The organism is Candidatus Roseilinea sp. NK_OTU-006 (assembly GCF_012931985.1).
In the GTDB taxonomy this organism is placed as follows: domain Bacteria; phylum Chloroflexota; class Anaerolineae; order J036; family Brachytrichaceae; genus JAAFGM01.
Genome location: NZ_JAAFGM010000001.1, coordinates 133,730 through 158,930 on the forward strand (window position 1 = coordinate 133,730; position 25,201 = coordinate 158,930).

At 63.3% G+C, this 25,201-nt stretch carries 22 protein-coding genes; 3 read left to right on the forward strand and 19 right to left on the reverse strand.

Annotated elements, in window-relative coordinates:
- Window positions 1-15 precede the first annotated feature (15 nt).
- The 5 genes from miaA to GXH28_RS00600 all read right to left on the reverse strand — a co-directional run bounded on the left by miaA (window position 16) and on the right by GXH28_RS00600 (window position 6,414).
- On the reverse strand, window positions 16-939 hold the full coding sequence (miaA, locus tag GXH28_RS00580) for a tRNA (adenosine(37)-N6)-dimethylallyltransferase MiaA (RefSeq protein WP_169237055.1): 924 nt from the start codon (window positions 937-939) through the stop codon (window positions 16-18).
- A 48-nt stretch (window positions 940-987) separates the two neighbouring features.
- The gene (locus GXH28_RS00585; RefSeq protein WP_169237056.1) at window positions 988-1,950 is read right to left on the reverse strand and encodes a carbohydrate kinase family protein; all 963 of its coding nucleotides are present in this window, start codon (window positions 1,948-1,950) and stop codon (window positions 988-990) included.
- Window positions 1,947-2,636: a response regulator transcription factor gene (locus tag GXH28_RS00590; protein ID WP_169237057.1), complete on the reverse strand. Its 690-nt coding sequence runs from the start codon at window positions 2,634-2,636 to the stop codon at window positions 1,947-1,949. Before GXH28_RS00590 ends, GXH28_RS00585 begins: the two co-directional genes overlap by 4 nt.
- A 280-nt stretch (window positions 2,637-2,916) precedes the next feature.
- Window positions 2,917-5,307 carry an alpha-L-rhamnosidase-related protein gene (locus tag GXH28_RS00595; RefSeq protein ID WP_169237058.1) on the reverse strand — a complete coding sequence of 797 codons (2,391 nt, stop codon included), beginning with the start codon at window positions 5,305-5,307 and terminating at the stop codon, window positions 2,917-2,919.
- A gap of 18 nt (window positions 5,308-5,325) precedes the next feature.
- Window positions 5,326-6,414 (reverse strand): Gfo/Idh/MocA family protein, encoded by a 1,089-nt coding sequence (locus GXH28_RS00600; protein WP_169237059.1) that lies wholly within the window; start codon window positions 6,412-6,414, stop codon window positions 5,326-5,328.
- A 20-nt stretch (window positions 6,415-6,434) separates the two neighbouring features.
- On the opposite strand from GXH28_RS00600, the gene GXH28_RS00605 reads away from it, so the two are divergent.
- Together GXH28_RS00605 and GXH28_RS00610 are read left to right on the forward strand one after the other, a co-directional pair.
- Complete coding sequence (locus GXH28_RS00605; protein WP_169237060.1) at window positions 6,435-8,183, forward strand: glycerol-3-phosphate dehydrogenase/oxidase; 1,749 nt, start codon at window positions 6,435-6,437, stop codon at window positions 8,181-8,183.
- 256 nt (window positions 8,184-8,439) lie between these two features.
- The gene (locus tag GXH28_RS00610) at window positions 8,440-9,732 is read left to right on the forward strand and encodes an anion transporter (protein ID WP_169237061.1); all 1,293 of its coding nucleotides are present in this window, start codon (window positions 8,440-8,442) and stop codon (window positions 9,730-9,732) included.
- A 19-nt stretch (window positions 9,733-9,751) separates the two neighbouring features.
- On the opposite strand, the gene GXH28_RS00615 is transcribed toward GXH28_RS00610, so the two are convergent.
- The 14 genes from GXH28_RS00615 to GXH28_RS00680 all read right to left on the reverse strand — a co-directional run bounded on the left by GXH28_RS00615 (window position 9,752) and on the right by GXH28_RS00680 (window position 23,258).
- Entirely contained in the window at window positions 9,752-11,002 is a 1,251-nt protein-coding gene (locus tag GXH28_RS00615) for a metallophosphoesterase family protein (RefSeq protein ID WP_169237062.1), read from the reverse strand.
- Window positions 10,999-12,474: an SH3 domain-containing protein gene (locus tag GXH28_RS00620; protein ID WP_169237063.1), complete on the reverse strand. Its 1,476-nt coding sequence runs from the start codon at window positions 12,472-12,474 to the stop codon at window positions 10,999-11,001. The genes GXH28_RS00615 and GXH28_RS00620 overlap by 4 nt, the downstream gene beginning before the upstream one ends.
- Window positions 12,475-12,621: 147 nt before the next feature.
- Window positions 12,622-12,789, reverse strand: a complete 168-nt coding sequence (gene rpmG, locus GXH28_RS00625) for a 50S ribosomal protein L33 (RefSeq protein ID WP_169237064.1) — start codon at window positions 12,787-12,789, stop codon at window positions 12,622-12,624.
- Window positions 12,790-12,847: 58 nt separating this feature from the next.
- Complete coding sequence (gene rpsR / locus GXH28_RS16115) at window positions 12,848-13,063, reverse strand: 30S ribosomal protein S18 (protein ID WP_169237065.1); 216 nt, start codon at window positions 13,061-13,063, stop codon at window positions 12,848-12,850.
- A 237-nt stretch (window positions 13,064-13,300) separates the two neighbouring features.
- Window positions 13,301-14,176 carry a carboxylesterase family protein gene (locus tag GXH28_RS00635; protein WP_169237066.1) on the reverse strand — a complete coding sequence of 292 codons (876 nt, stop codon included), beginning with the start codon at window positions 14,174-14,176 and terminating at the stop codon, window positions 13,301-13,303.
- Window positions 14,177-14,186: 10 nt separating this feature from the next.
- Window positions 14,187-14,483: a DUF1330 domain-containing protein gene (locus GXH28_RS00640; RefSeq protein ID WP_169237067.1), complete on the reverse strand. Its 297-nt coding sequence runs from the start codon at window positions 14,481-14,483 to the stop codon at window positions 14,187-14,189.
- A 37-nt stretch (window positions 14,484-14,520) separates the two neighbouring features.
- Window positions 14,521-15,912 (reverse strand): lysine 2,3-aminomutase, encoded by a 1,392-nt coding sequence (gene ablA / locus GXH28_RS00645; protein WP_169237068.1) that lies wholly within the window; start codon window positions 15,910-15,912, stop codon window positions 14,521-14,523.
- Between the two features lie 64 nt (window positions 15,913-15,976).
- A complete protein-coding gene (locus tag GXH28_RS00650; RefSeq protein ID WP_169237069.1) occupies window positions 15,977-16,741 on the reverse strand; it encodes a DsbA family protein in 765 nt (254 codons plus the stop codon).
- 109 nt (window positions 16,742-16,850) lie between these two features.
- Window positions 16,851-17,591 carry a GNAT family N-acetyltransferase gene (locus tag GXH28_RS00655; protein WP_169237070.1) on the reverse strand — a complete coding sequence of 247 codons (741 nt, stop codon included), beginning with the start codon at window positions 17,589-17,591 and terminating at the stop codon, window positions 16,851-16,853.
- A 251-nt stretch (window positions 17,592-17,842) separates the two neighbouring features.
- Complete coding sequence (locus GXH28_RS00660) at window positions 17,843-18,466, reverse strand: hypothetical protein (protein ID WP_169237071.1); 624 nt, start codon at window positions 18,464-18,466, stop codon at window positions 17,843-17,845.
- Window positions 18,467-18,497: 31 nt separating this feature from the next.
- Complete coding sequence (gene topA / locus GXH28_RS00665; protein WP_169237072.1) at window positions 18,498-20,984, reverse strand: type I DNA topoisomerase; 2,487 nt, start codon at window positions 20,982-20,984, stop codon at window positions 18,498-18,500.
- 76 nt (window positions 20,985-21,060) lie between these two features.
- Window positions 21,061-22,173, reverse strand: a complete 1,113-nt coding sequence (locus tag GXH28_RS00670; RefSeq protein WP_169237073.1) for a glycosyltransferase — start codon at window positions 22,171-22,173, stop codon at window positions 21,061-21,063.
- Entirely contained in the window at window positions 22,170-22,862 is a 693-nt protein-coding gene (locus tag GXH28_RS00675; RefSeq protein ID WP_169237074.1) for an HAD family hydrolase, read from the reverse strand. Before GXH28_RS00675 ends, GXH28_RS00670 begins: the two co-directional genes overlap by 4 nt.
- A gap of 54 nt (window positions 22,863-22,916) precedes the next feature.
- Window positions 22,917-23,258 carry a hypothetical protein gene (locus GXH28_RS00680; RefSeq protein WP_206156657.1) on the reverse strand — a complete coding sequence of 114 codons (342 nt, stop codon included), beginning with the start codon at window positions 23,256-23,258 and terminating at the stop codon, window positions 22,917-22,919.
- A gap of 67 nt (window positions 23,259-23,325) precedes the next feature.
- Here GXH28_RS00680 and GXH28_RS00685 point away from each other — a divergent pair, with 67 nt between their 5' ends.
- Window positions 23,326-25,194, forward strand: a complete 1,869-nt coding sequence (locus tag GXH28_RS00685) for a beta-N-acetylhexosaminidase (protein WP_169237076.1) — start codon at window positions 23,326-23,328, stop codon at window positions 25,192-25,194.
- The last annotated feature ends 7 nt before the right edge of the window (window positions 25,195-25,201 follow it).

Genomic DNA, 25,201 nt, shown 5'->3' on the forward strand with positions numbered 1-25,201 from the left:
ATGTGGGCTTCTGCGCTACGGTGGAGGCGCGATTTGCGCAACGCCGCCGGGAGATGCGCCCTGCGCTGCTTCCTTCCGAAACCAGACATCCTGCGCGCGGATGAAGCGGCGCGTGGCGCGCTTGATTGCGGCGATGGCCTCGTCGAGCGTCATGCGTCCCAGAGCGACGAGCGCCATTTCTCGATAGCCGAGCGCGGACATGGAGGGGAGCTGCAACGCAGCATCGGCATCGAACCCACGCCGGCTGAGAAAGTCGAGCAGCGCCTCGGTTTCGGCCAGCCATCCTTGCTCAATCATGCGTGCGAGGCGCGCATCGGCGCGCGCATAAAGCGCATCGCGCGGCAGGTTGACGTAGATGACCCGGGTGCGCCATGCGGGTGGTTCGCGTTTCTGTAGTTCGCTCCAGCGCTGGCCGGAGACCTCGATGACTTCGAGCGCGCGGATGACTCGTCGAATGTTGCGCGGGTCAATGATTCGGGCCGCATCTGGATCGCGCGCGGTCAACTCGGCGAATAGCGCGTCTGCGCCGTGCGCCTGAGCGTAGCGTAGCCATTTCTCCCGCAGATCGTCGTGCGGCGGCGCCGGGGGCACGCGCCACCCGCGCAGGATTGCGCGGACGTATTGGCCGGTGCCGCCGACCAAGAGCGGCGTCTTGCCGCGCGCGTGGATGTCGGCGATGGCGGTTCGCGCCAGCTCGACGTATTCGCCGAGCGAGAAACGCTCATGCGGGTCGCGCAAATCAAGCAAGTGGTGGCGAACACGTCGTTGCTCGTCCGGCGTCGGTTTGTTGGTGCCAATGTCCATTTGCCGATAGACATGGCGTGAATCGGCAGAGACGATTTCGCCGTTCACTTGTGGAGCGAGCGCCATCGCATAGGCCGACTTGCCGGCCGCCGTCGGCCCGATGACGGCGATCAGCTCGGGCGCTTCGCAAGTCATCGGATCATGGATATGCGTCGGCGTGGTGGCGGCATGGCTAAACTCCGCCTAGCGCGCTTTGCTCCCGTTGAACGCAACGGGGAGCGGGCCGAAGTGCGCTTCGTAGCGCGCCTTGAATTGCTCCCAGGTGTAGCAATGACCCTGGCCGCCAATGTGTTCTAGGGCAAAGGTGGCTGCGACGCTGCCCAGCCGGCCGCATGTCTCCCAGTCGGCGCCGGCCGCCAGCCCCTTGAGCAAACCGCCGCGGAAGGCGTCGCCGACGCCGGTCGGATCCAGCACGCGCTCTTCCGGCACGGCTGGGATGTCAACGCGATGGTCGCGCAGCAGAATGGTCGAGCCTTTCTCGCCGCGCGTGATGATGAGCGCCTCGGCGTGATACAACACATCTGCTTCGGTCAGCCCGGTCTTTTGGCGGATGACCTCGAACTCATAGTCGTTGCAGATCAGCACGTCGGCGCCAATGATGCCGGCCTTCAATTCCTCGCCTGACGAGCGCGCGACCTGCTGGCCGGGGTCGAAGATGTGGCGAACGCCCAGCTCGCGGCATTCTTGCGCATGCCGGAGCATCGCCTGCGGATCGTTTGGCGAGATGATGACGATGTCGGGCTTAAAAGGAAGATCTTTGAAGGAGAGCTCGCGCGCATCGGCCATCGCACCGGAGTAGAACGATGCGATCTGGTTGTTGTTGCAGTCGGTGCTGCAAAAGAACGACGCCGTGAACTTATGGCGGATGACGCGGACGAGAGATGTGTCCACGCCCACCGATTCCAGCCAAACGCGATATTCGTCGAAGTCCTGGCCGGCTGTGCCCATCAAGTGAGGGCGCTCGCCGAGCAGCGCAAGCGTGTAGGCGATGTTCGGGCCGCAACCACCGCGCCGGCGCTCCATCGAATCCACCAGGAAGCTCAGGCTGATGCGCGCCATGTGCTCCGGCAAGATGTGTTCGCTGAATGATCCCGGGAAGGTCATCAGGTAGTCGTAGGCGATCGACCCGGTGACGACGATGTTCATTTCTTGGCCTTGGGATTTTCGAAGCGGTAGCCTTGGCCTCGCACCGTGCGGAGGTACACGGGTTCGGTCGGGTTGTCCTCGATCGCTTCACGCAGCCAGCGGATGTGCACATCGAGCGTGCGCGTGTCGCCGAGGTAGTCGGTTTCCCATACCTGTTGCATGAGCAATTTGCGCGGCAACACCTCGCCCTGCCGTTGCATGAAAAGCTGCAGCAGTTTGGAAAGCTTCGGATTGAGGTAAATCTCTTCGTTGCGTTTGCGCAGGATGCCGTCTGCGGGTCGAAACACCAGTTCGCCGCAGCGCAGCTCCAGGGTCAGCCATTCGGGCAGCAGCTTCTCCAAGCGTGAGAGCAAGCGACGCAGTTGCAGGGGGCGCGAGATGAACCCGTCGGCGCAGCCTTGGTAGGCGCTTGGATTCGCCCCGTTGGCGGCCGACGCGTCTGCGCCGATCATCAACACCGGTAGCTTCTTGATGCGCTTGATTTCTTGGCATAGTTTTTCTGCGTTGGCGTTGAGCGAAGGTGCGTCAATCACAACCAGCGCTAACTTTTCGCTGGCTACGCGTTCTAAAGCATTCTTAGCCGTGCGCACCCAGATTACGCGATACCCATGGCGTTCGAGCACCGGTCCGACGGAGTCACCCAGGCCGCCTTGCACAAGGAGGATCTTCGTTGCCGCCGTCTTCATAGGATGCTTCTGCAGCCCGACGCCTCCCCGTCAGGCCGCGCGAATCTCAGCTTGTCTCGCAGGCGCTTAGTGACTACCCGGATCGCGTTTCTCCGTAGTCATTTCGTCCAGACGCCTGATCCGGAGTACTCACAGAGCATGAATGCCCTCTGGTGAAGTGCGCGGCATTATATATCGCACCTCGGCGCGGTATACGCAAGCGCCTTCTCTGTAAGGCGAGACCAGGTTAAGGGCACGCGCTCCTGCCACAGCGTCTTTGGCTGCAAATCTGTCGCCGACGTTAAATGACCGTCAACCCGCCCCCAATTTCGCGCCGTTTGCCGTTAGCGATCAAGTCGCCGCGCACGCCCTCCGGCAGTTGCAGCGAGCCGCGCAGCCGACCGTGCTCCGTGCGGAAGTCTGCGATGATCTCCCCGCGCGGGTGCACCAGTCGCCCGGATGCGCGCGTCAGCCGGCCCAACTGTGGCCGCACCACCACCGTGCTGAAGCCGAGCGATGCGGGCCGAATCCCAAGGATGGTGGCGAAGTAGTGGAACAGCGGATGCGCCCCCCAGCCGTGGCAGTCACTGCGCGTTGGCTCCGGCTGCTCCACCGGCGTCCGCAGCCCGTTCGCTTTCAGCTCGAACCACAGCGCCAGCCGATCGAGGATCGCGTCGGCGGCGTTCAGCGCGCGCAGCGCCTCGAATAGGTAAAAGCTGAAGTAGATGGTGCAGCGCGCCAGGTCGGGGTGGCCCCGCAGGCCCCGCGCCATGCGCTGGCGCTTGCGCGCGTCAACCAGCCCGCTCAGGATGGCCATGCACTGCGTGTGCTCCGAGAAGCGATCGCGCTCCGGCGTGTCTGCCATCAGCCCGTGCGATTCATCCCAGAATGTGGCGTGGGCTGCTGCCGCAAGCCGTCTGGCCTGATTGCGCCAGCGTGCCGCCATCGCCCGCTCACCGAGCATCGCCTCCAGATCCGCAGCCTGTGTGAGCGTGTAGGCGTAATGCCAGTTGAGCAGGCCGCTCACACCGGACACGCCGTCCGGCGGGATGCCGGACTGCGGCCGCCATTCCTGCGCCCAGTCCATGAAATTCCAGCCCTCCGGCGCGCGCAGCAATCCGTCGTCGCCGACCCAGCGCGCGTAGCCTTCGAGCACTGCGCGTATGCCGGGCAGCAGACTGCGCACAAAAGCGGCATCACCGCGCCACAGCGCGAAGTCATGCACCATCAGCACCCACCACAGCGAAAACGGCGGAATGATCTGCAACAGGCTGCACGGATAGCGCGACGGGGTCAGACCGGTGGGGAGGCGCGAGACATCGAACAGGCGCAGCGCCTTGCGCGGCAGCCGGTCGTCGCCGCTCATCACGTAAGTGCACAGCACTTCCAGTCGCGTGTCGCCGAGATACATCAGCTCTTCCCAATGCGGCCCGTCGAAGTATGTCTCGTTGGCCGTGCACTGGATGCCGCGCGTGAGGATGGGGATGATCTCGTTCAACCGCGCGTCGCTGGCCTCGAAAGCGCTCGCCATTTCCAGTGGGTAACGCGACTCGCGGAACACAAGCGTGTGAATCGTGAGCGGCGCGTCGAACGTCTGGACGACGACTTCGACGTAGCGGCCGGCCGACCACCACAACGGGGCGAACGCGCGCCGCGCTCCGCCGTCGCTGATGTACTGATCGCCGTTGCCCAGAAAGAACTTGCCTTCGACCTCGTCGCGCTGGCCTTTGTCGCCGCGCCACAGGTTGGTATCGCAGTTGAGCGCTTCGGCCCAGCGCACGCGGATGACCGCGCCGGCACCGCCGCTAACGGTGAGCGTCGTGTACGCCAGGTAATAATCTCGGAGATCAATGAGCACGCGCTTGATTGTGCGCGGCGGGATGACGACCTCGCCTTCGCCGCGCACCACATCTTGCCAGGCCGCCGCTGCCTCGGCGTCATGGTCGGCCTGGCGGATGGGGATGTCGCGGGTTTCGATCGTTGCGACGTCCGCTACAAGACGAACGACGCCGGCGCGGCAAGTCTCGTCCAGCATCGGCGGCAGCGCGGCTGGCGTGAGGATGTGCTGTGGCGGCAGCTCCCAGTCGAGCCGGCGCGCCATGGCGCGGCGCAGCGTTTGCGCCGGCAGCCAATCTTCGCCTTCACCGCGTTCGACGCCCCAAGGATAGGCGCGCCCGTCCAGGTAGGTATTGCCGCCCTTCCAGGGGATGCGCTCGAATTGGCCGAACGCATAGCCGTCGAGTAGTTTACATGCCCAGTCGCTCAGGCCGGTGCTCAGCGTCGCCTGCCATTCATCCTCGGCAGCAAGCAGGAAGCCGGGCGTCACGCTCATTTGCGCCTGCGGCGCGTGTGCGCCCCAATGCCAGACGCGCGCGACGATCACGTGTGCGCCGGCATCGAGCGCCAGCTCGTACGACTCGTAGAACCACAGGTCGGGTGCGCCGCGCTCCGGCCCCTGGCCGATGCATGCGCCATCCACATATAACTGGTAACGCTGGTCGGCGCTGACGTGAATGCGAAGGGTGGCCGCGCGCTCAAGGGTGAGTTGTTTTCGGAAGGCGGCCACAAACGGGGGGTGAGCGTCGGGGTGTGTGACCCACGATGCCGGCCACAAGCCGCGCTCGCGCCAGGGCTTGTCGGCGTTCAGCGGCAAGAAAGGGTCGTCGGCGACAAAGATGCGTCGAGCGGTCATGTGCGCGGGCGGGGTGGGTTAGGGCCAATCGGGGGGCAGCGGGGCGGGGCGGTCACAAGTGCTCTCCAACGCCACATGTCGGCCTTCGCGCGCGCTATCGTGGAAGGCGTGCATCAGGTCGAGCACGTGATAGGTCAGCTCGGCGCTGGCGCGGTGCGGCCGGCCTTCTTGGATCGCCGCCGCCATGTCGGCCACTCCCAGACCGCGGCTGTTGGTCACCCACTTGTGCTGGATGCCCACGTCGCGCCAGTCCTGGTCACCCTTGCGCTTTAGCCGCACCGGCCCGCCGAAGCCGTTCGGGTCTGGGCATTGGAGCGTGCCTGCTGTGCCGTAGAGGGTCAGGCCGATGTCGTAGCCCTCGGCTACGTCGAACGTCGTCACGATGTTCGCGATTGTGCCGTTGCCGAATTCGATCAAACCGCTGACGAGCGTGGGCGTCTCGACGATGATCTTCTTGCCGTAGAGAGGTTGGCTGGCGATCGTGCGTTCCGGGTGGGTGATCCGCGTCATTCCCGACACCCGGCGCGCCGGCCCGAGCAGCGTCACCAGCGCGGTCAGGTAGTACGGCCCCATGTCGAACATCGGCCCGCCGCCCGGTTTGAAGAAAAACTCCGGGTTGGGGTGCCAGCTCTCCATGCCGCACGAGAGCATACGGGCGAAGGCGATGACCGGCTGGCCGATTGCGCCTTCGTCCAACAGCCGGCGGCAGGTCTGCAACCCACCGCCGAGGAAGGTGTCTGGCGCGCCGCCAATCCGCAACCCTTTGGACTTGGCCAGGGCGAGCATTCGCTGTGCGTCCTCCCGCGTTGTGGCCAGTGGCTTCTCGTTGTAAACGTGCTTGCCGGCCTCCAGCGCTTGCAGCGCAACCGGCGCATGCGCCGCCGGCACGGTTAGGTTGACGACGATGGTGATCTCAGGATCGGCGAGTAGCTCATCCACCGTGGCGGCCTGTTTGGCGTACCGCTCCGCCCGCACCTGCGCGCGGTTCATGTCAATATCGGCCAATTTGGTGATGTAGATGTTCTTGAACTTGCGGTCGGCTTCGAGATAGGTCGAGCTGATGTTGCCGGCGCCGATGATGCCGATGCAGGTAGGCGGTGCGGTCATGATGGGGAATGATATCTGAATTGGCAGGACGTACGGGCGATGGCGTTGCCGTCGGGGTCATCGGATTGATTGATAATAAAGAGGTCTGCATGACGCAGGGCAGGCTATCGCACGTTGAACGGCGCGCAGCGTTGCGCCGCATGGCGGCCGAGGGCGTGGATGTGTTGGTCATCGGCGGTGGAATCACCGGTGCCGGCGTGGCGCTGGAGGCCGTCGCGCGCGGCTACCGCATCGGCTTGGTGGAGAAGGCTGACTTTGCCAGCGGCACCAGTAGCAAAAGCACCAAGCTGGTGCACGGCGGCATTCGCTATTTGCCACAGTTCGATTTTGCGCTGGTGCGCGAAGCCCTGATCGAGCGCGGACGGTTGGTGCGCAACGCGCCGCACCTGGTGAGGCCGCTCGGCTTTGTGCTGCCGCTCTATGCCGAGAACAAACGGCCACTCGGCACGCCCATCGTCCTGCCGGGCGGCATCGGCATGAGCGGGTTGCTGCGCTCCGGCCTGATCCTCTACGACGTGATGGCGGGGCGCCTGGCCATCGCCGGCCACAAACACATCGGCGCGCAGAAGACGCTCGAACTTGCGCCGGCGCTGAAAGCCGAGGGATTGCGAGATGGCTTCATCTATTACGACGGTCAGACCGATGACACCCGCCTGACGCTGACCGTCCTGCGCACTGCGGCCAAACGCGGCGCCTTGCTGGCGAATTATGCCGAGGTGTTGGGTTTCGACTTTGATGCGCCGGCCAATCCCTCTGCGATCCGCGCGGCTCGCGTGCGCGATGCGCTCACCGGCGAAGCGTGGGTCATCCCCGCCAAGACGATCATCAACGCGGCGGGCGCGTTTGCTGGGCGCATCGCGGCCATGGCCGGCGAATCTCGCATTGCAATCCGGCCGGCCAAAGGTGTGCATCTCACGCTGCCGCGCGAGGTGCTCCCGACGACCGAGTACGCCGTCGTGCTGCCGGAGACGCCCGACGGGCGGCTGCTGTTCATCGTGCCATGGAACACGCGCGTCACGCTCGGCACCACCGATACCCCAGGGGGCGATCTAGACCGTCCGGTGGCAACCGATGCGGACATAGACTATCTGATCAACACGGCCAACGCCTATCTACGGACCAAGCTCACCCGCGCGCACGTAATCAGCGCGTGGGCGGGCTATCGTCCGCTCATCAGCCCGGCCGGGTCCGACGGCGCTGACACGGCTAAGCTCTCGCGCACGCATGTTGTGGTGGATGGGCCGGGCAACATGATCACCATCACCGGCGGCAAGCTCACCACCTACCGCCGGATGGCCCAAGATGCGCTCGACTCTCTCGCCAGGCGCGAGGGCAAGCCGGTTGCCCATCCTACCGAGGAGATGCCGCTCGATGGCGCGGAGGGCTATCGGGCTTGCCGCGCAGCGCTATCGGAAGCCGCCGGTCGTTTCGGCTGGGGTGCCGATGTCATCAACAGGCTGAGCCAGTACGGCAGCGAAGCCGGCGTGATTCTCCAATGGTGCGCTGAAGATCCTTCGCTCGCTGCGCGTGTCGCGTCCGACTTGCCCTACATCATGGCCGAAGTCGTCTATGCTTGCCGCCGAGAGATGGCTGTGACGCTCGACGACGTGCTGTCGCGCCGGCTGCATCTGAACTTCGAGGACTGGTCGCGCGGCATCGAGCCGGCGCCGATGGTTGCGCAGATGATGGCGCACGAACTGGGCTGGTCATCCCGCGAGATCGAAGCTCAGGTAGCGCGCTATCGCGATCGCCTAGCCGAAGGGATGTGAGGCGGGTGCAGATGCGCCTTCGCTAAATCGTCACGTTCACTCGCTCAAGTTGGCGATCCCCGGAAGCGTTTTCGATCATCGTTGCAGTTCATGAAAGTCGCTGGGCCCGTCCGCGGCGAACCTGCTGCCGCGACTGACTCGGGCGGCATAGGGTTGCGGTGGCTCGACGCCAAGCCCTGCCCGGCAGGGTGGGCGGGATGGTGCGATCATCGTTGCCGGTTGTAGCGGAGAGCGCGTCGCATAAAATGCACAGCCTATGCCATTTGCCCCCTTTCACATTGCGCCATCGGCCGGCGCTGCTGTGATCGCCCTGGCTACGTTCGTCGCCTTGGCGATGGGCGAAATCCCTCGCCTGAAGCTCAATCGCGCAACGATCGCCATGATCGGCGCCGGCACCGTGCTGGTCTTCGGGGTGCTTACGCTCCCGGAGGCCGAATCCACGATTGATTTGGGCACGCTGATTCTGCTATTGAGCATGATGATCATCAACGCCGTGCTGGAGCTTTCGGGCTTCTTCACCTGGGTGGGCGCGGTGGTCATTGAGCGGGCCAATGCGCCGACGGTGCTGCTTGTCCTGGTCGTGGTCACGGCAGGCGTGTTGTCCATGCTCTTTCTCAACGATCCGGTTTGCGTCATGCTGACGCCGCTGGTGTGTGGGGTGGTGTTGCGGCTGAAGCGCAATCCGATGCCGTATCTCATCGCGCTGGCTTGCGCGGCAAACGTCGGTTCGGTCGCCACGATCACCGGCAACCCGCAGAACATCTTGATCGGCGCGTCGTCGGGCATCGGCTATCTGTATTGGCTGTTGCGCTTGGGACCGGTGGCGGCTGTTGGCTTGGCGGTGGTGTTTGCGGTCATCTGGCTGCTGTATCCGCGCGAGTTTCGCGGCGCGCAGGATGTAGCGCATGTGGCCGCTCCATCGGCAATTGTTGCGCCGCGACATGCAGGCGCGCCGATCCCCCTGGCCCAGGCGGAGGCGACGATCTACGCATCTACGCTGCGCAAGAGCTTGATCGTGATCGCACTCATGCTGATGGCGTTCCTGGCCGGGGTCAACGTCACCGTGGCGGCCTTCGTCGCTGCGTGCGCCATTCTGATCAGCCGGCGTTTTGAGTCGGCGCGCATCCTGGCCTTGGTGGATTGGCCGTTGTTGGTGATGTTCGGTGGCTTGTTCGTCGTCACCGGCGCGCTGGAAGTCACCGGCGTTTCGGCGCAGTTGTTCGCGCTGGTGAAGCCGCTGGCATTTGCAGGCGTCGCCCCGCTGGCGCTCGTCACCACGCTGTTGAGCAATCTGATCTCGAATGTGCCGGCGGTGTTGCTGTTTCGCCCGCTCGTGCCGCAGTTCGCCGATCCAACGCAAGCCTGGCTGACGTTGGCTGCGGCGTCCACCTTGGCCGGCAATCTCACGCTGATCGGCTCAGTGGCCAACCTCATCGTGGCTGAGCAGGCGCTCAAGTTCGGCATCAAGCTGACCTTCATGGAGTATCTCAAGCCCGGCGTGATCATCACAACGCTCACGCTGATCGCAGCGATCGTGCTGCTGGGGTAGGTAGGTTGGCTGCCGACCGTCACGCGATCGGGCTGGTGTTGGCATCCATCAGCTCGCGCGCGGCGCGCATGAGCTCATCAATGTGATCCCGTGGCGTGTTTTTGCTCAAAAGGTAGCGCTCGAGTAGTGCTTCGGGCGACAGCGTTTCCGGATTCTGAATGCCGATGCGCGAGCGCGCATCACGCTGCACGTCGCGCGAGATGCCGGCGATGAAATAAGCGTCTCCTAAAGCGGCTTCAATGGCGCCGAGCTGCAGCATGGTCTCCTGATGCTGGAGCAATTTCACGCGCACACGAACCACGGCATCCCTAATCTCACGGCGCGCGATCTCGCGCAACACCGCATCGGTGGGTTGGTCGCCGTCTCGCGTCGCATCGGCATAGATCGAGACGAAGGGTCGCACGCTGCGCATCGGCTCGAAGCGCCATCGCGTGTTGCCGCGTTGGGCTTCGATCCAGCAGAAGCCTTTCGGTTCGCTCTCCTCGCCAAAATCTATGCGCTCCAAGCTGCCGGAATACACCACACCTGGATACTTGCCTTGGTTCACATCTTGATGTTTGTGAATGTGACCCAGGGCGACATAGTCCCATGCCTCCAGGTGCAAGCTGCTGAGCTTGACGACTGTATCGCGCCCCAACATCACGTTGCGCTCCGAGCCAAATACCGCGCCGCTGACCGTAAAGTGGCCGGTCAAGATGGCCGGGAAGTTGGCGTCCACTTCGCCGGCCAATCGCTGTAACTCGTCGCCGAGGATGCGCTCCATCTCTTGGTCGAGCTGCTCGACGGTCATGCCGCGATACTCTTCATATTTCAGCAGACGGTTGCGCTGCGGCCAGGGCACGGTGGCGATTTGCACCACGCCGCGCGCGGTCTCGATGCGATGCAATTTCTCCTCGCGCCCAACGATCACGTTGGGCACATCGAGCGTCGCGAAGATGTCCAGGCTGCTGGCGCGCTGCTCCATGACCGGCGTGTCGTGGTTGCCGACCAGCAACACGGTGGTCACGTGAGCGCGCGAGAGGCGCATGATCTGGCGGGCGAAGGCGCGCTGGTAGGTGGGATTAGGGTCGCGCGTCTTAAAGGCGTCGCCTGCGAAGATCACCACGTCGGCTTGGCGCTCGATGGCGCAGTCCACGATTTCCTTCAAGCGCGATACGAAGTCCAGCGCGCGCTGGTTCAGTCCGGTCTCGGGATCGATGCGCCCGTAGTTTTCCATGCCGATGTGAAGATCGGCGAAATGCAGGATTCTGATCGGCTCACGCGGGTTCATGGTTGAGTGGGCAATTGACGGATGTCGAACGCTGTGTCCACATAGTCGCGACTGACCCAGCCGACTACCCCTGACTCGCTGCGGATGCGCAGCCAACTCGCCTCAGTGTTACGGGTGAGTAGCTCGACTTGCTCGCCGGGGGCGAGCTGGCCGATGATGCGAAAGCGCGTGCCCGGTCCGGAGCGGATGTTGAGCAGCTCGGTGGCCTGGCCGATCGGCACATCTGCCGACTGCAGCCCTTGGCTGAGCATGTCGCCGTCAATCTGCAACGATGCGATCATGGCGTCCAGCGCAGCCAGCGCAGGTGTAAAACTCGCCGGCTGCGCGTCCAGCTTTTGCGCAATTCCCTCTGCGTACGCGAAGTAGTCGCGCTTGAACTCATCGCGCTCGGATTGGGGGAGCTCAGCCGGAGTAGCCGGCAGGACAGTCGTCGTGACCGGGAAGTACGCCGCGATGTAGTAGCGACCATCATACGTCAGCCCCTGGAACGTGTAGATGAGGCTCGACGCGGTGAGCGGGCGAAGCTCTTGGGTCAGGTGTGTGAGGAAGCGCATGCCGCTGCCGCCGTCGAATTCCAGATAGCGCACCTGCGCGCGCATCGCCTGGCTGAGGTCCGAAGCCGGCAGCAGCATGGGGTCTTGTTTCAACTGCGACGGCCGCTCGGCGAGCAAAGCCTGGAATGAACGGATCGCTTGACCAAACGATTCCGCCTCAGCGCCTCGGAATAACTTGTGGTAGTCCTCCAGAGGCAGGATCAGGATTTGACGTTGACGGGGGTCGAACCCTGCGCCGGGTTGATCTTCGTCGAAGAGCAATCTGAGATGGCGCGGCCAGCCGTTCCAATCTATCGGGAAGCGTATGTTGGGCTTGCGCGGCACAGCGTCGGCGCGCAGCTGGGTGGCTATGCCGTTGATCGCAAGGCGCACGCCTTGCGGCAGGTTCACCGTCAGCATCGGGATTTGCGCGGTTTGCTCAGCGGCGCCGTCTGCAGCGGCGACCTCGATGCGCAGCGGGCTGGCCGGCGACATCGCGTAGGCGACCGTCGCGCTAAAGACGCCGGCCCCGCCGGGGACTCCCTCAACGGCAATCTCGCCGTCGCCAACAACGTTGCCGAAGGCGTCCGTCAAGCGATAGCGCAGTGTTTTGTCCATCGGTGTGAGGGCGACGCTGCCGGACAGCCTGAATGGGCTGAGCACCGTCGCGCCGCGCGCCGGCGATTCGATCACGATCTTCTGCCGCGGGGGCGCAGGCGTTTCGGTTGGGAGGATGAGCAGCGCTGCGAGTGGCCCAGCCGACGTCGGCGTAGCTGTGGGTTGGGCCGCCGGCTGCGGTGTGGCCGGCGCGCCGGCGGCGGCCGGCGGCGACGGATGACCGGGCGGCGCGGAAGCGTTGGTCGTCGCGCAGGCCGGGACGAAGATGAGGGCGACAACCAGCCGCCAGCTACACCCTCGGCGCCGTTGGCGTGGTCTCATGCGGAGCAAATTGAACGATGCGCCACATTAGGGCATGCGCCAGTCCGATATCAAAACACCCGAAGCGAACATGCTTCGGGTGTGCGTCGTCATGTGCCCTCTTGGTTCGCAGTTACGCTCGAGCCTTCTGCTCGGCAGAGCGGAAGTTCATTTCTCCTCTTTGTATAGCACATGCCGGCGGACGAATGGATCGTAGCGGCGAAGCTCAAGGCGGGCCGTGTCGTTCTTGCGATTTTTCTCGGTCAGGTAGAAATGGCCGCTCTCAGTGCTCTTCAGCCTGATCACGATTCGATTGCCTTTCTTTTTGCTGGCCATGCCAACCTCCTGAATGACAGTCGTTCGCAGCGCGCGTCGCGTCGAACATCTGGGCTGGTCACTTGTTCAATATGCCCGGCATCGGCAACAGCGCCAGATGGCGCGCGCGCTTGATAGCGCGGGCCATCAGCCGCTGGTTCTTCGCGCTGAGGCCGCTGCGACGGCGGGGCAGGATTTTGCCTTGAGCGGTGATGTAGCGGCGGAGTCGCTCGTAATCCTTGTAGTCAGGCACGGTGTTGGTTGCCGCGAACTCGTCCACACGCCTGGGCCGCACGACACTGGTTTCGACGCTGGGCGCTCGATGCGCTGTTTTCTTCTGAGACTTTTCGCTCGCAGCTTTGGGCTTTGAAGGCTCAGCCGTTGTCTCTTCGGCTACGGTAAAGCTGTTTTCCACGTTGATCCCTCGTTGGAATTGGGCTTCATCTCCCGCGCCGTGCGATCGGTCGGGCCGGCACGGGCCTTGGATTTTATCATGGTTCGGTGGCCGTCTTAGCAGGCGCGGTGCGCGGGTTCAGTCGGAAGCTTGCGCCGGCGGCTGGCCGCGTCGTTGTTGTAGCAGCCACTCGAAGAGTTCCGTCGTCCGGTAGGCCAACTCCCAGCCCAGGTCGTGGTCGGCGTTCTCGAATACTGTGAAACGCGGGTTGCCGCCGCATGACCTCAGCGCGTTGACCACGCGCTCGCTCTCGCGCACTGGCACGTTGCGGTCGAGCCGTGCGCCGAACACCCAGATCGGTTTGTCCTTGAGCGCGCAGAGTTGCCGGGCGCTGTAGAAGTATCCGCCGACTACCGGCGCGATAGCTGCAAAACGGTCGGGGGCGTCCATCGCTAGCGCCCACGCGCCATAACCGCCCATGCTCAGGCCGGTGAGGTAGATGCGATCGGGATCAATGGCCAGTTCGGCCTGCAACCGGTCGAGCAGCGCCTCGATCGCGTCCAGGCTGGGATACCAGCCGTGCTGTCTCGTCGGGGATTGCGGTGAGACGACGATGAAGGGGAATTCCGGGTTCTCCTCGACGATTTGCGGCAGAATGGCGCGCCGCAGGCGGCTGACGTCGCGGCCCACCTCGCGCGAGCCATGCAGGAAGACCAACAGCGGCCATTTCGCCTGCGGATCTCGTCCGTAAGATGCCGGCACGAAGAGCAGGTAGTTGAGCTGGGTGGCTCGGCCATTGGCGAGCTGTGCTTTGAAAGTGTAGGCGTGTTGGCCGGTTTGCGGCCGGCTAGATGGTTTGTCTGCCGGCGCGTCGGCTTGGATTGCCGTCGCCGGTGCCTCGATGACCAGGGTTCCTTCGCCCGCCGGTGGTGCGGCAGCGTGTGCTCCTCCTGCCGGCGTGATGCATGTCCCGATGGCCAGCAGGATTGCCGGAATGACGTTGTTTCGCTTCATTTGGCCTGGATTAGGAGGGAGTGACGCCTTCGACCATGATCACGTTCGACCTGGCCGCACGGTGCCGAATCGCTTTGGCGCGGCTATATGCCTCGGATTCGTACCACGCCTTCGCCTGCTCCAAGCTGGGGAATTCCAGGATGACGAAACGTTTGGGTGACCATTCGCCCTCGATGACGTGTGTGGGCGCACCGCGCACGATGTAGCGTCCACCGAATTGGGCGGGCGTTGGCCCTGCCAGCTTTTTGTATTCCTCGTATTCGATGGGTTCGAGCACTTCGATATCTGCGATCACATAGGCGGTCATGGTCCATTCCTCGGTTGCGTAGTGAGTGTGGGATTGCTCAGTTGATTTTGGCCCAACTTGGCTCATCGCCTTCGCCGGTGAGTTGCACATCGTGCCGATCGAGCAGTGCGTCGAGCGGGATGGATTCGGTCCCGTTGTTGTGAGGCCCGGATTGGCCGTTGGACTCCGCCGTGGGCAGGTGGTGGGCTCGCCAGCCGTCGGGTTCGATCGTTATTGTCTCGCCGGCCAGCAGGCTCGCCACGCCGGGGAGCTTGCGGCTGGCGCGCGGCTCGGGCGCCGGTTGGGGGCGCTGATAATCTGTCGGCTCGGTGTAGGTGCTGATGTAGCCCTCGAAGTTACGAAAGACGGCGCGGCCGGGCGATTGGCTGATCAGGTAATTGGGCAAGACCGGCACCTTGCCGCCGCCGCCCGGCAGATCCACAACAAAGGTAGGGATGGCGTAGCCGCTGGTATGGCCACGCAGCGCCTCCATGATCTCCAGGCCGGCTGCGATGGGGGTGCGGAAGTGACCGCTGCCTGCGACCAGGTCGCACTGGTAGAGGTAGTAGGGCCTGACGCGAATCTTCACCAATTCGTGGCAAAGCTTGCGAATGATATTCGGGTGATCGTTGACGCCGGCGAGCAGCACGCTTTGGTTGCCGAGGGGGATGCCGGCATCGGCTAACTTGGCGCATGCGCGGGCCAGCTCCGGTGTGATTTCCTTGGGATGGTTGACATGGATGTTCATCCATAGCGGATGGAACTGGCGCAGCATCTCTACCAGTTCGTCGGTGATGCGCTGGGGTAGGAACACCGGCACGCGCGACCCAATGCGGATGATCTCGATGTGGGGGATGTCGCGCAGCCGGCGCAGCAAGTCTTCGAGGATTTTCTGCGGCAACGTGAGTGGGTCGCCGCCGCTCAGCAGGACGTCGCGCACCTCCGGCGTCCGACGCAAGTACTCGATCTGCATATCGTGGTGGCGCCGGTTGAACATCGCGTGCGGGTCGCCGACGATGCGGCTGCGTGTGCAATATCGGCAATATGAAGCGCACTGGGTGGTGACCAGCATGAGGACCCGATCGGGATAGCGGTGGACCAGGCCGGGCACCGGCGCGTGTGTATCCTCGGCCAGCGAATCTTCCATCATGCTCTCGAATGCCTTCAACTCGCGCCCGCGCGGCACGACTTGCAGGCGCACCGGACAGTTCGGATCGTCGGGGTCTATGAGCGATGCGAAGTAAGGGGTGATGTCCACGCGAAACTTGTTCGGCGCGTTCAGCCCTGCTCGCTCTTCTTCGGTGAGCCGAATGAGCTTCGCCAGGTCCTCTGTCGTGTTGAGTCGGTGGCTGAGTTGCCAGCGCCAGTCGTCCCATTGTTCATCAGGAACGTCGGCCCATAACGCGGGGCGAGGGGTGCGACCTTGGGGTAAGCGATAAGGGATGCTCATGGTTCGCTGATTGGGGTAGGGGGATCTATCGTGAGCGGCGGTCAGGCAGAAGCCTTGACCCTGGTTACTCATCGAGCTTCACGTTCGGCGCGACTTGCGCGAAGATCTGCCGGAAGTCCTGCACGCTGCGCACGCCGGGGAAAGGCTGGCCGTTCACGAAGAACGTGGGCGTTTGCTGCACCCCGCGCGCTTCGCCATCCCGTCGGATTTGCAGCACGGTGCTTTCATACTTGTTCGAGTCCAAACACGCGTTGAACGCTGCGGTGTCCATGCCCTCGATGGTGGCTGCCATTTCCTTCAGACGTGGCTTGCTGTAATTGCCGATGTTCTCCTGTCCGGTGATCGGCTGATTAACGAACAGCGTCGCGTGCATCTGCCAAAACTTGTTCTGCTCCGCGGCGCAGAGCGCGGCTTGCACGGCGTCGCGCGACTCGCGCCCGCCCACGGGGTCTTCGAGGAAAGGCAGGAAATTCACCTCGTAGCGCACTTTGCCGGTCTTGGCGAAGGCTTCGATCACTGCCGGCTCGAAGTTGCGCGCATATTGGCCGCAGGCCGGACATTGGTAGTCCAGATATTCTTCAATCTTGATCGGCGCGTTAGGCGGCCCCCATGCTCTCCCGTTCGGCTCGGCATTCGCCGGCGTGGCTTTGCTCGCGGCCTTCACAGGGGGGAGCGCGCTGGTTCGTTGTTGCTGCCCGGAGAGTGCGCTGAGGACGACTGCGCCGCCGATCACAATCACCGCAATGACGCCGATGATGACGGCGATCTGAATCGTTTGCTTGCGTTGCTGCTCGCGCCTGCGCGCTTCAAGTATTTTCCGCTTGGACATATTTACCTATTTACCCAGGCTTTGTATGTGCAATCCCTATGTTAATGCGTAATCGCCGGTTCGTGAAGTGATAGCCGGCCTTGCCTCCGCTTTTTAAGGTTGGCTTTGCTTATCTGCTTCGACTCATGACCCCACTCAGCTCGCGCGCGCCGGTGTCGCGATAGCCAAGCCGCTCGGCGAGACGCACCGAGGCAATGTTGGCCGGGTGGACGACGTAGAGCGGGGTTCGTCCCATCTCCAGCACCTGCGTGCTGATTGCGCTGACTACCGATTTGCCCAGGCCGCGCCCGCGCGCGCCTTCGGCAACGCACACGAACACCTCCGCATATCGCGACGAGATCCAGGTGGTGCCGGCCTCGGCGACGTTCGACCCGTCGCGCGCGCGAATCACTGCGCGCAACATCCCATCCGGCGTTTTGCTCGTCTGCACGAGGATGTTGATGACCGGTGTGAAGTCGTCGCTGTTCAGCGCATAAACGGCATGGATGCTCTCGCCGTGCAGTTGGCCTATGGCTTCGAGCTGGGGTCGAGTTGACGGCTGCACGTTGAACAAGTACTGACGGTGAGGCGCCAGCGCGTCGCGCAAGGCTTGTTGTAGGGCGAGCGGGTCGTCGCCGCGCATGACTACGAGCGGGCGGAACAAATCGAGGCCGGTCTGACACACGGCGACGAAGGCAAGCGGCTGGCCGTGCGGGTCAGTCTGAACATGGAGCCGTGTGCGGCGGGGGTCGTGCTCGAGCGCGAAATACCCGGTGAGCGCATCCGCATATCCAGGGGTCAACAATCGCGCAGCCAGGGCGCGCCGTGCAGTGATGTCATCGGCCATGCCGGTGGAGCCATAGTCTAGCATCGCTGCCAGGGGAATCTATCGGCCGGCGCCATTGTCTGTGCGGCATGGACACGCCAGCGCGCCTGGTCGGCCTTGTCGGCGCGTTGCTGGTTGTGTGCGGCGTTGGGCCGCCGAAATCCTATGCCCGCGAGCGTCTCTGCCACTGCGGCTGGTATGGACCGCTCAGCCGTCGTCGCCGCGGGCGCCTTGAGTTGCGCCAGGCGCGATCCGGGTGGCTTAGGTCGAAGCGGTGCGATGCCCCTGACGTTGGGCTACCACTTGAATTGGCCGGTGGAAACTTCGACCGGTTGATCGAGGCGATCGTTCACCCACACGCCGGGCGCGCGACGCACAAGCCGGGCGCGCGAGACGATGGTGTGTGTGAGTGACTTGGCCTCATCGGCCGGCAGGGACTCCAGCGGGCCGAAGGTATACCAGTCGGTTGAGTCGAACCAGCCATAGTGCATCCGCCGATTGCCGGCTTTGATGTGCACGGCGCGTCCGCCGAAGCGGCTATGCGGCTCGACCAGCACGAACTCGATTTCGTCCCATGGCGCTTCGTGCCAGCCGAAAATCGTTCGCCAATGCAGGCTGTCGTCGGTTACCGCTGTCGCAAACACGAACGGCGAGGCCAATCGCCAGATCAGCCCCAGTGCTGCGAGCAGCATGAGTAAACCTGCGCCGAGCATCGCCGTGGAGTTGGCCGAGGGGTCGGCGCGGCTGAGGACGGCGATGAGGTTGGCCAGGCCGGTGATAGCGAGCAACACGGCAACGAACAACGCGGCTGTATAAACGAACTGGCGCGTCCGCGAGGGACGCACCAGCGTATTTCCTCTGAATTCCGGCGCAGACGCAAATTCATCGAGGTCACGATTCAACACAGTATCGCCAAGCATGCGATCAGTAAAGCATTTGGCGGACGATTCGTCAAGGCGAGGACATCGGTAGCGCCGGTGGAGATTCGGCGGATGATTCTGGAATGTCAAAGACCAGGTCGTTGTTCAGGCATTTGGCTTTGCCCTTGCCGATTTCAACGACCAGCCCCTCGCATCCCTCCGGCCCTGGGATTGCCAGCGGTTTGTTCCATGTGGTGAAGTCGCACTTGGGGTAGTTTGCGCAGCCGTAGAAGACGCGCCGCTGGCCTTTGCGGGCGCGCTTCTCCACCAATGGGCCGCCGCACTTCGGGCATTTTACGCCGGGGATGGGGATCGGCGCGGTGTATTTGCACTTCGGAAAGTTGGAGCAGGCGATGAACTGTCCGAAACGGCCCTCGCGATAGACCAGTAAGCCATCTTCGCAGGCAGGACACCGCTCGCCCGTATATTGCACCGTGCGCTCGCGCTTGGGGATGCGCTCGGCGGCCTGCGCCACGGCTTCTTGGAACGGGTGATAGAACTCGCGCAGCACGGGGCGCCATTCTCGCGCGCCGGTTTCAATGTCGTCTAACTCCTCCTCCACATGCGCTGTGAATCCTACGTCAATGTAGCGGGGGAAGTTGGCGACGAGCAGGTCGTTGGCCGCGAAGCCCAGCTCGGTCGGCACGAGTTGCTTGCCTTCTTTGCGCACGTAGTCGCGCGATTGGATCGTGGTCATGATCTGCGCGTAGGTGCTGGGCCGGCCAATGCCGTATTCCTCCAGCGCCTTGACCAGGCTGGCCTCGGTGTAGCGTGGCGGCGGCTGCGTGAAGTGTTGCTCTGGGATCAGGCGTACCAAGTCGAGCATCTCGCCGGCGGACAATTCCGGCAGCCTGCGGCCGCGCGCCTCCTCTTCCTCGTCCAGCTTCTCGCCTTCGTCGTGGCCTTCCTCATACACCTTGAGGAAGCCGGCAAATTTGATCACCGAGCCGTTGGCGCGGAACCAATAGCCGGGGATCGCCGCGCGCGTATCCTGGGCATCCCCTGATTCAATCGGAAGCGCGCCCGCGCCCTGGGGCAGCGCCTCGATGTCCACCGTCGTCGCGTCGAAGATAGCATGGGCCATCTGGCTAGCGACGAAGCGCTTCCAGATCAGCTCATACAGCCTGAGCTGGTCGCGATCGAGGTAGTCCTTCACCGATTCCGGCGTGCGGAAGACGGATGTGGGACGGATCGCCTCATGCGCTTCCTGCGCGTTCTTGGCGCGTGAAACATATTTCGGAGGGGCTTCCGGCACGAACTCCCCGCCGTAGCGTTCAACGATGAACTGGCGCGCCTCGCGCTGCGCGCTCTCGGCTACGTTCACCGAGTCGGTGCGCATATACGTGATCAAGCCGACCGCGCCTTCGCCGATGTCTATGCCTTCGTAGAGTTGTTGGGCGATGGCCATCGTGCGTCGGGCGTTGAAGCCGAGCTTGCGGCTGGCTTCCTGTTGCATGGTGCTGGTCGTGAACGGCGCCGTCGGCCGGCGCGAGCGATCCTTGCGCTCGACCTTGACTACGCGATACGCTGCGCCCTCCAGCTCACTCACGATGCGCTGTGCGTCGGCCTCATGCTTGAGGTCTGGTTCCTGGCCGCGCAGTTTGAACAGCCGGGCAACGAAAGCCTCTCGAGACAATGGCTTGGCGAGTTCTGCCTCGATGCTCCAGTACTCGACCGGCGTGAAGGCCTGGATTTCGCGCTCGCGCTCGACGACCAGGCGCAGGGCGACGGACTGCACGCGCCCGGCGCTCAGGCCGCGCCGGCTGAGTTTGTCGCTCAGCAAAGGGCTGAGCTTGTAGCCCACCAATCGGTCGAGGATACGGCGCGCTTGTTGGGCGTTCACCGCGTTCGTGTCAATATCGCGCGGGTGGGCGAAGGCGTAATCGATAGCGTCCTTGGTGATCTCGTGGAACTCGACGCGGTGCACCGGCTTATTGGCGATTTCAGGCCGCAGCGCGTGGGTCAGATGCCACGAGATGGCCTCGCCTTCTCGGTCCGGGTCGGTCGCCAGCCAGATCGAACTTGCGGCTTTGGCATACTGCTTGAGTTCCTTGACGATCGCTTTCTTGTCGGCAGGGATGATGTAGCTGGGCTCGAAGTCGTTGTCCACATCCACCCCCAGCCGGCTCTTGGGCAGATCGCGGATATGGCCAATCGAAGCCCGGACGGTGTATTTGCGGCCCAGGAACTTGCCGATGGTGCGCGCCTTGGCGGGCGATTCGACAATGACCAGCGGCAGACCGGGCGTGCCCTGTGCGCCGGCGTCGCCGTTCGCGGGTGCTTTCGACCTCTCCCGTGTGTGTTGTGACCGGCCGTCGGATTTTGGCTTGCGCTCCCGCTGCACCGGTTCCGGCGGGGTCAGCCCGTCGTGCGCCGGCGTGCGTCCCATCTTGAACACCTTGTCATAGCCGCAGTTGGCGCAGGTGCCCTGGGTTGCCGGCGCCCCGTTGGCAAAGAAGATGGGTTTTGGATCAAGCAATGGATGCTTGCCGCGACATTTGAAACAGAATGCTTCCATATGCTAGAGACTTGAGATTAGAGATTAGAGATCAAGGCGGGAGAATCTCCAATCTCCAATCTCCAATCTCCAATCTCTAATCCTCAATCGCCACTCCTAATCCTCTCAAAAACTCGCTGAGTTCACGCTCGAACCGCTCGACGCCGAATCGCTCGGCATGGCGGCGGATTTCAACGGGCGCGAATGTTACACCAGAATGCCGGAGCACCGCCTCGACGAGCGCATCGGTGGTCTGTGGGTAGAAGAGCGTCCCGGTCACGCCGTCCGCGACATAGTCTAGCGCGCCGCCGCCGGCATAGGCAATCACCGGCTTGCCGTATGCCATAGCGCGGATGGGCGCAATGCCGAAATCCTCGACGCCGGGGAAGATGAAAGCGCGACACGCGGTCAGCAAGCGATGCAAGGTCGCATCATCTATCCGCCCCAACAGCTTAATGTTAGACCCGCCTTGTCGCGCGGTCAACCGCTCCAGCCTGGGGCGGTCTCGTCCGTCGCCCGCGATGATCAGTGGAAGGCCGAGCTTCCCAAATGCCTCGATGGCCAGGTCTATCCGCTTGTAGGGCAAGAGCCGCGAGACGATCAAATAAAAGCCCTGATCCTGGATTTGCGGCAGACCGGCCGGCATCTCGACAGGCGGGTAGATGATGACCGATTCCCGGCCGTAGTGCCGGCGGATGCGTTGCTGCACTTCGCGCGAGATGGCGATGAATGCAGTCACCCGTTGGGCGACGCGCGTCTCCCAGCGGCGCAGGTAGTGGTTGAGCGCGCGGAGGATGGCTGAGGCGCCGGGCGGAATGCGCTCTTTGTTTGCATAGGCGTGGAAATCGTAGACGAAACGCGTCGGGGTAAGGCAATAACAGATGTGCCTGACATCCGGATGCAGCCCCTGGGCGGCGATGCAAAATGCGCTTTTGTTGCTCAAAATCACATCGTGTTCAGCCGGGATGCGACGATGCGCCCACACCCAGGCAAACACCGGCATGTAGGGCTGGTGGCGGCGATGTACGCCGGGCAGGCGATCCATCCACGTGGAGCGGATGTCCCAAGTGCGCCAAGCGGCCGGCATGCGCTGCCGGTCATAGATGCTGGTGAAGATCGGCGCGCGCGGGAACATCCGGTTCAGCGCGCTGAGCACATCTTCTGCGCCCCCAAGCTGATTGAGCCAGTCATGGACGAGGGCGAGGTTCATGCTGCAGTCGTTCGCGCGTTCTGCGCCGCGCGCAGGACCCGATGCGCCTCGCGCAGCGAGGGCAAGACGCAATCGGCGAGCGCGCGAATCTCATCGTCGGGTTGTTGCAGGTCGGGAATCATGATGACGCGCATGCCTGCGGCGTAGGCCGCGCGCGCGCCGTTCTCCGAGTCTTCGAGCGCAACACATGCGCCGGGCGGCACACCCAGACGATGCGCGGCCTCCAAGAAGATATCCGGCTCAGGTTTGCCGCGCGCCACTTCGTCTCCGCCGACGATTGCGTCAAAACGACCGGCCAGGTTGACTCGGCCGAGCTTCTTCAACACCAGGGCGCGCGCGGTTGAACTGGCGACGGCTTTGGGGATGCGCTGCGCGTCAAGCCAATCGAGTAACTCGCTCAGCCCCGGCTTGACGGTGATGCGACCCGCTGCAATCGCTTCGTCCAAGTAGCGCTGCTTGTCGGCGTACATCCTCTCGATAGGGATGTCGGGGCCAAATGCTTCACGGAAGATGTCGCAGGTGCGCGCGCCGGTCGTGCCGAGCACGCGCAAATACACCTCGTCGGTTAATTCATACCCCCAGCGGCGCATGGTCTCGAACCACGCTTCGCGGGCCAGTGCCTCGGTATCGAGCATCAAGCCGTCCATGTCAAAAATAACGGCGCCAAAGACTGTCAGCGATTGGGGCATCCTTCTAACTCGGATTATCCGAGGTTGACGGTCGGCTGACCGTCGGCCTCGATCTCAGCGTTCGACGACATGAACTCCGCGCTCAGCGAAGAAGCATTCCGGCCGCCCCGGAGGCGATTGTCGCCAAAGGTCACGACGACCGCGCCGCGCGCGTTGGCGACGGTGGCGGTCGTATGCGGCGAAATACTCGGTCCGGCCGGATGCCGGCGAACGCGCAAGGTGATCGGACGGAGCGAGTTCGATTAGCGGCGTCGCGCCTGCCGGCGCAACGGCGGACGCGACTTCGCGCAACGGGTCGTCACAGCCGGCATGGTCGAGCAGCAGGACCAGTTCGCCCGGTTGGGCACCTATGCCTTGCACGATGCACCAAGCAAGGTGTGAAGTCGGATCGGCCATCGGTCGCAGGGCGATTGTAATCGCGCCTATCGCTCCCCATCGTACAATGTTGCCCGACAACAGAGCCATGCCTAAGCAATCCCATCTGCTCTCGCCTTGTCTTGTTCCGGAGCCGCGCGCCATGACGCCGTATGGCGGTGTGCTTGAACTCCAGCCCGACCGTCTCATCGTGTTAAAGACGTCCACGCCCGCGCAAGGATTCTTCGAGGCGCAAGAGGCGCAGCGCGCGCTTAGCCGGTATTCGCGCGTGACTTGGCACATTCACGCCAGCGACGCGGCGCCCGCAGAGACCATTGGCTTGCTGATTGCCATCCGAGACGCGGGCGACGCCGGTCGCGGTACCGAACGGCAAAGCTACACGCTGGACGTGACATCCGAGCGCATCACCATTGCCGCGCCGACGACAGCCGGGGCATTTTACGGCGTCATGACGCTGACTCAGCTTTTGCGCCAGTATGGCGGCGTGCTTCCACTGCTGCATATCGAGGATGCGCCGGACTTCGCGCGGCGCGGCGTCATGCTCGACATCAGCCGCGACAAAGTGCCTACGATGAAGACGCTGTTCGAGCTGGTGGATCTGCTGGCGGAGTTGAAGATCAACGAATTTCAGCTCTATACTGAACACACGTTCGCCTTCCGGCGTCACCCGGTCGTGTGGGCCAACGCCTCGCCGATGATGGGCGAGGAGATCATGCAGCTTGATGCCTATTGCCGGGCGCGGCACATGGACTTAGTGCCGAACCAGAACTGCTTTGGCCACATGCGCCGCTGGCTGATTCACGACGCCTATCGCCACCTTGCGGAATGCCCGAACGGCTGTGAGACGCCGTGGGGTTACTTTGCCGAGCCATTTACGTTATGTCCGGGCGACCCCGGCAGCATCAAGTTGGTTGAGGAGATCTTCGAGGAGGTGCTGCCCCACTACACCAGCCGGTTCTTCAACGTCGGCTGCGACGAGACGGTGGACCTAGGTAACGGGCGCAGCAAAGCCGAGGTCGAGGCTAAGGGCGTCGGTCGCGTCTATCTGGACTTTCTGCTTCAGATCTACGAGCGGGTCAAGCGCCATGGCCGAACGATGCAGTTCTGGGGGGACATCATCATGGCGCATCCTGAGCTTGTCGCCGAGCTACCCAAAGATGTGATTGCGATGGAGTGGGGCTACGAATACGATCATCCCTTCGCCGACCATGGCGCCAAGTTCGCGGCGTCGGGCATTCCGTTCTACGTGTGCGGCGGCACGTCGTCGTGGAACAGCATCGGTGGCCGCACCGACAACGCCATCGGCAATCTGTTGAATGCTGCCGAGAACGGCAAGCGGCATGGCGCGGTTGGCTTCCTCAACACCGATTGGGGCGACTATGGCCATCTGCAGCCTTTGCCGGTCAGCTATCTGCCCTATGCCTATGGCGCCGGCGTGTCCTGGTGCGCCGCGTCCAACCGCGATATGGACGTTGCTCGCGCGGCAAGTTTGCACATCTTCGCCGATCCGAGCGGGGCGACCGGCAAATTCGCCTACGATCTCGGCAACGTGTATACGCACATCCCCTTCCGCACTTACAACGGCACGGCGTATGCCTACGCCGTCACGCTCAGCGCGGAAGCGCTGCAGCGCCGCTTAAAGGAGGCCCCCATCGAGCGGCGTTGGCTGACGCGCGTGAATAAAGAACTCGACCGCCTCGAAGCAATCGTACCGACGTTGAAGATGCAGCGCGAAGACGCGGCGTTGGTGCGGCGTGAGTTCGCGTATGCTATTCATCTCATGCGCTACGGGATGGCCCGACTGGAACGGCTGAGCGCAGCCCGCAGTCGTGTTGCAGCCGATCTCAAAGTGATCGAGCGCGAACGGCGCAAGCTCATCGCCGAGCACCACCGCGTCTGGCTGGCGCGCAATCGTCCCGGCGGCATGGAAGACAGCGCCAAGAACATCCAGCGCTGAGTTTTGA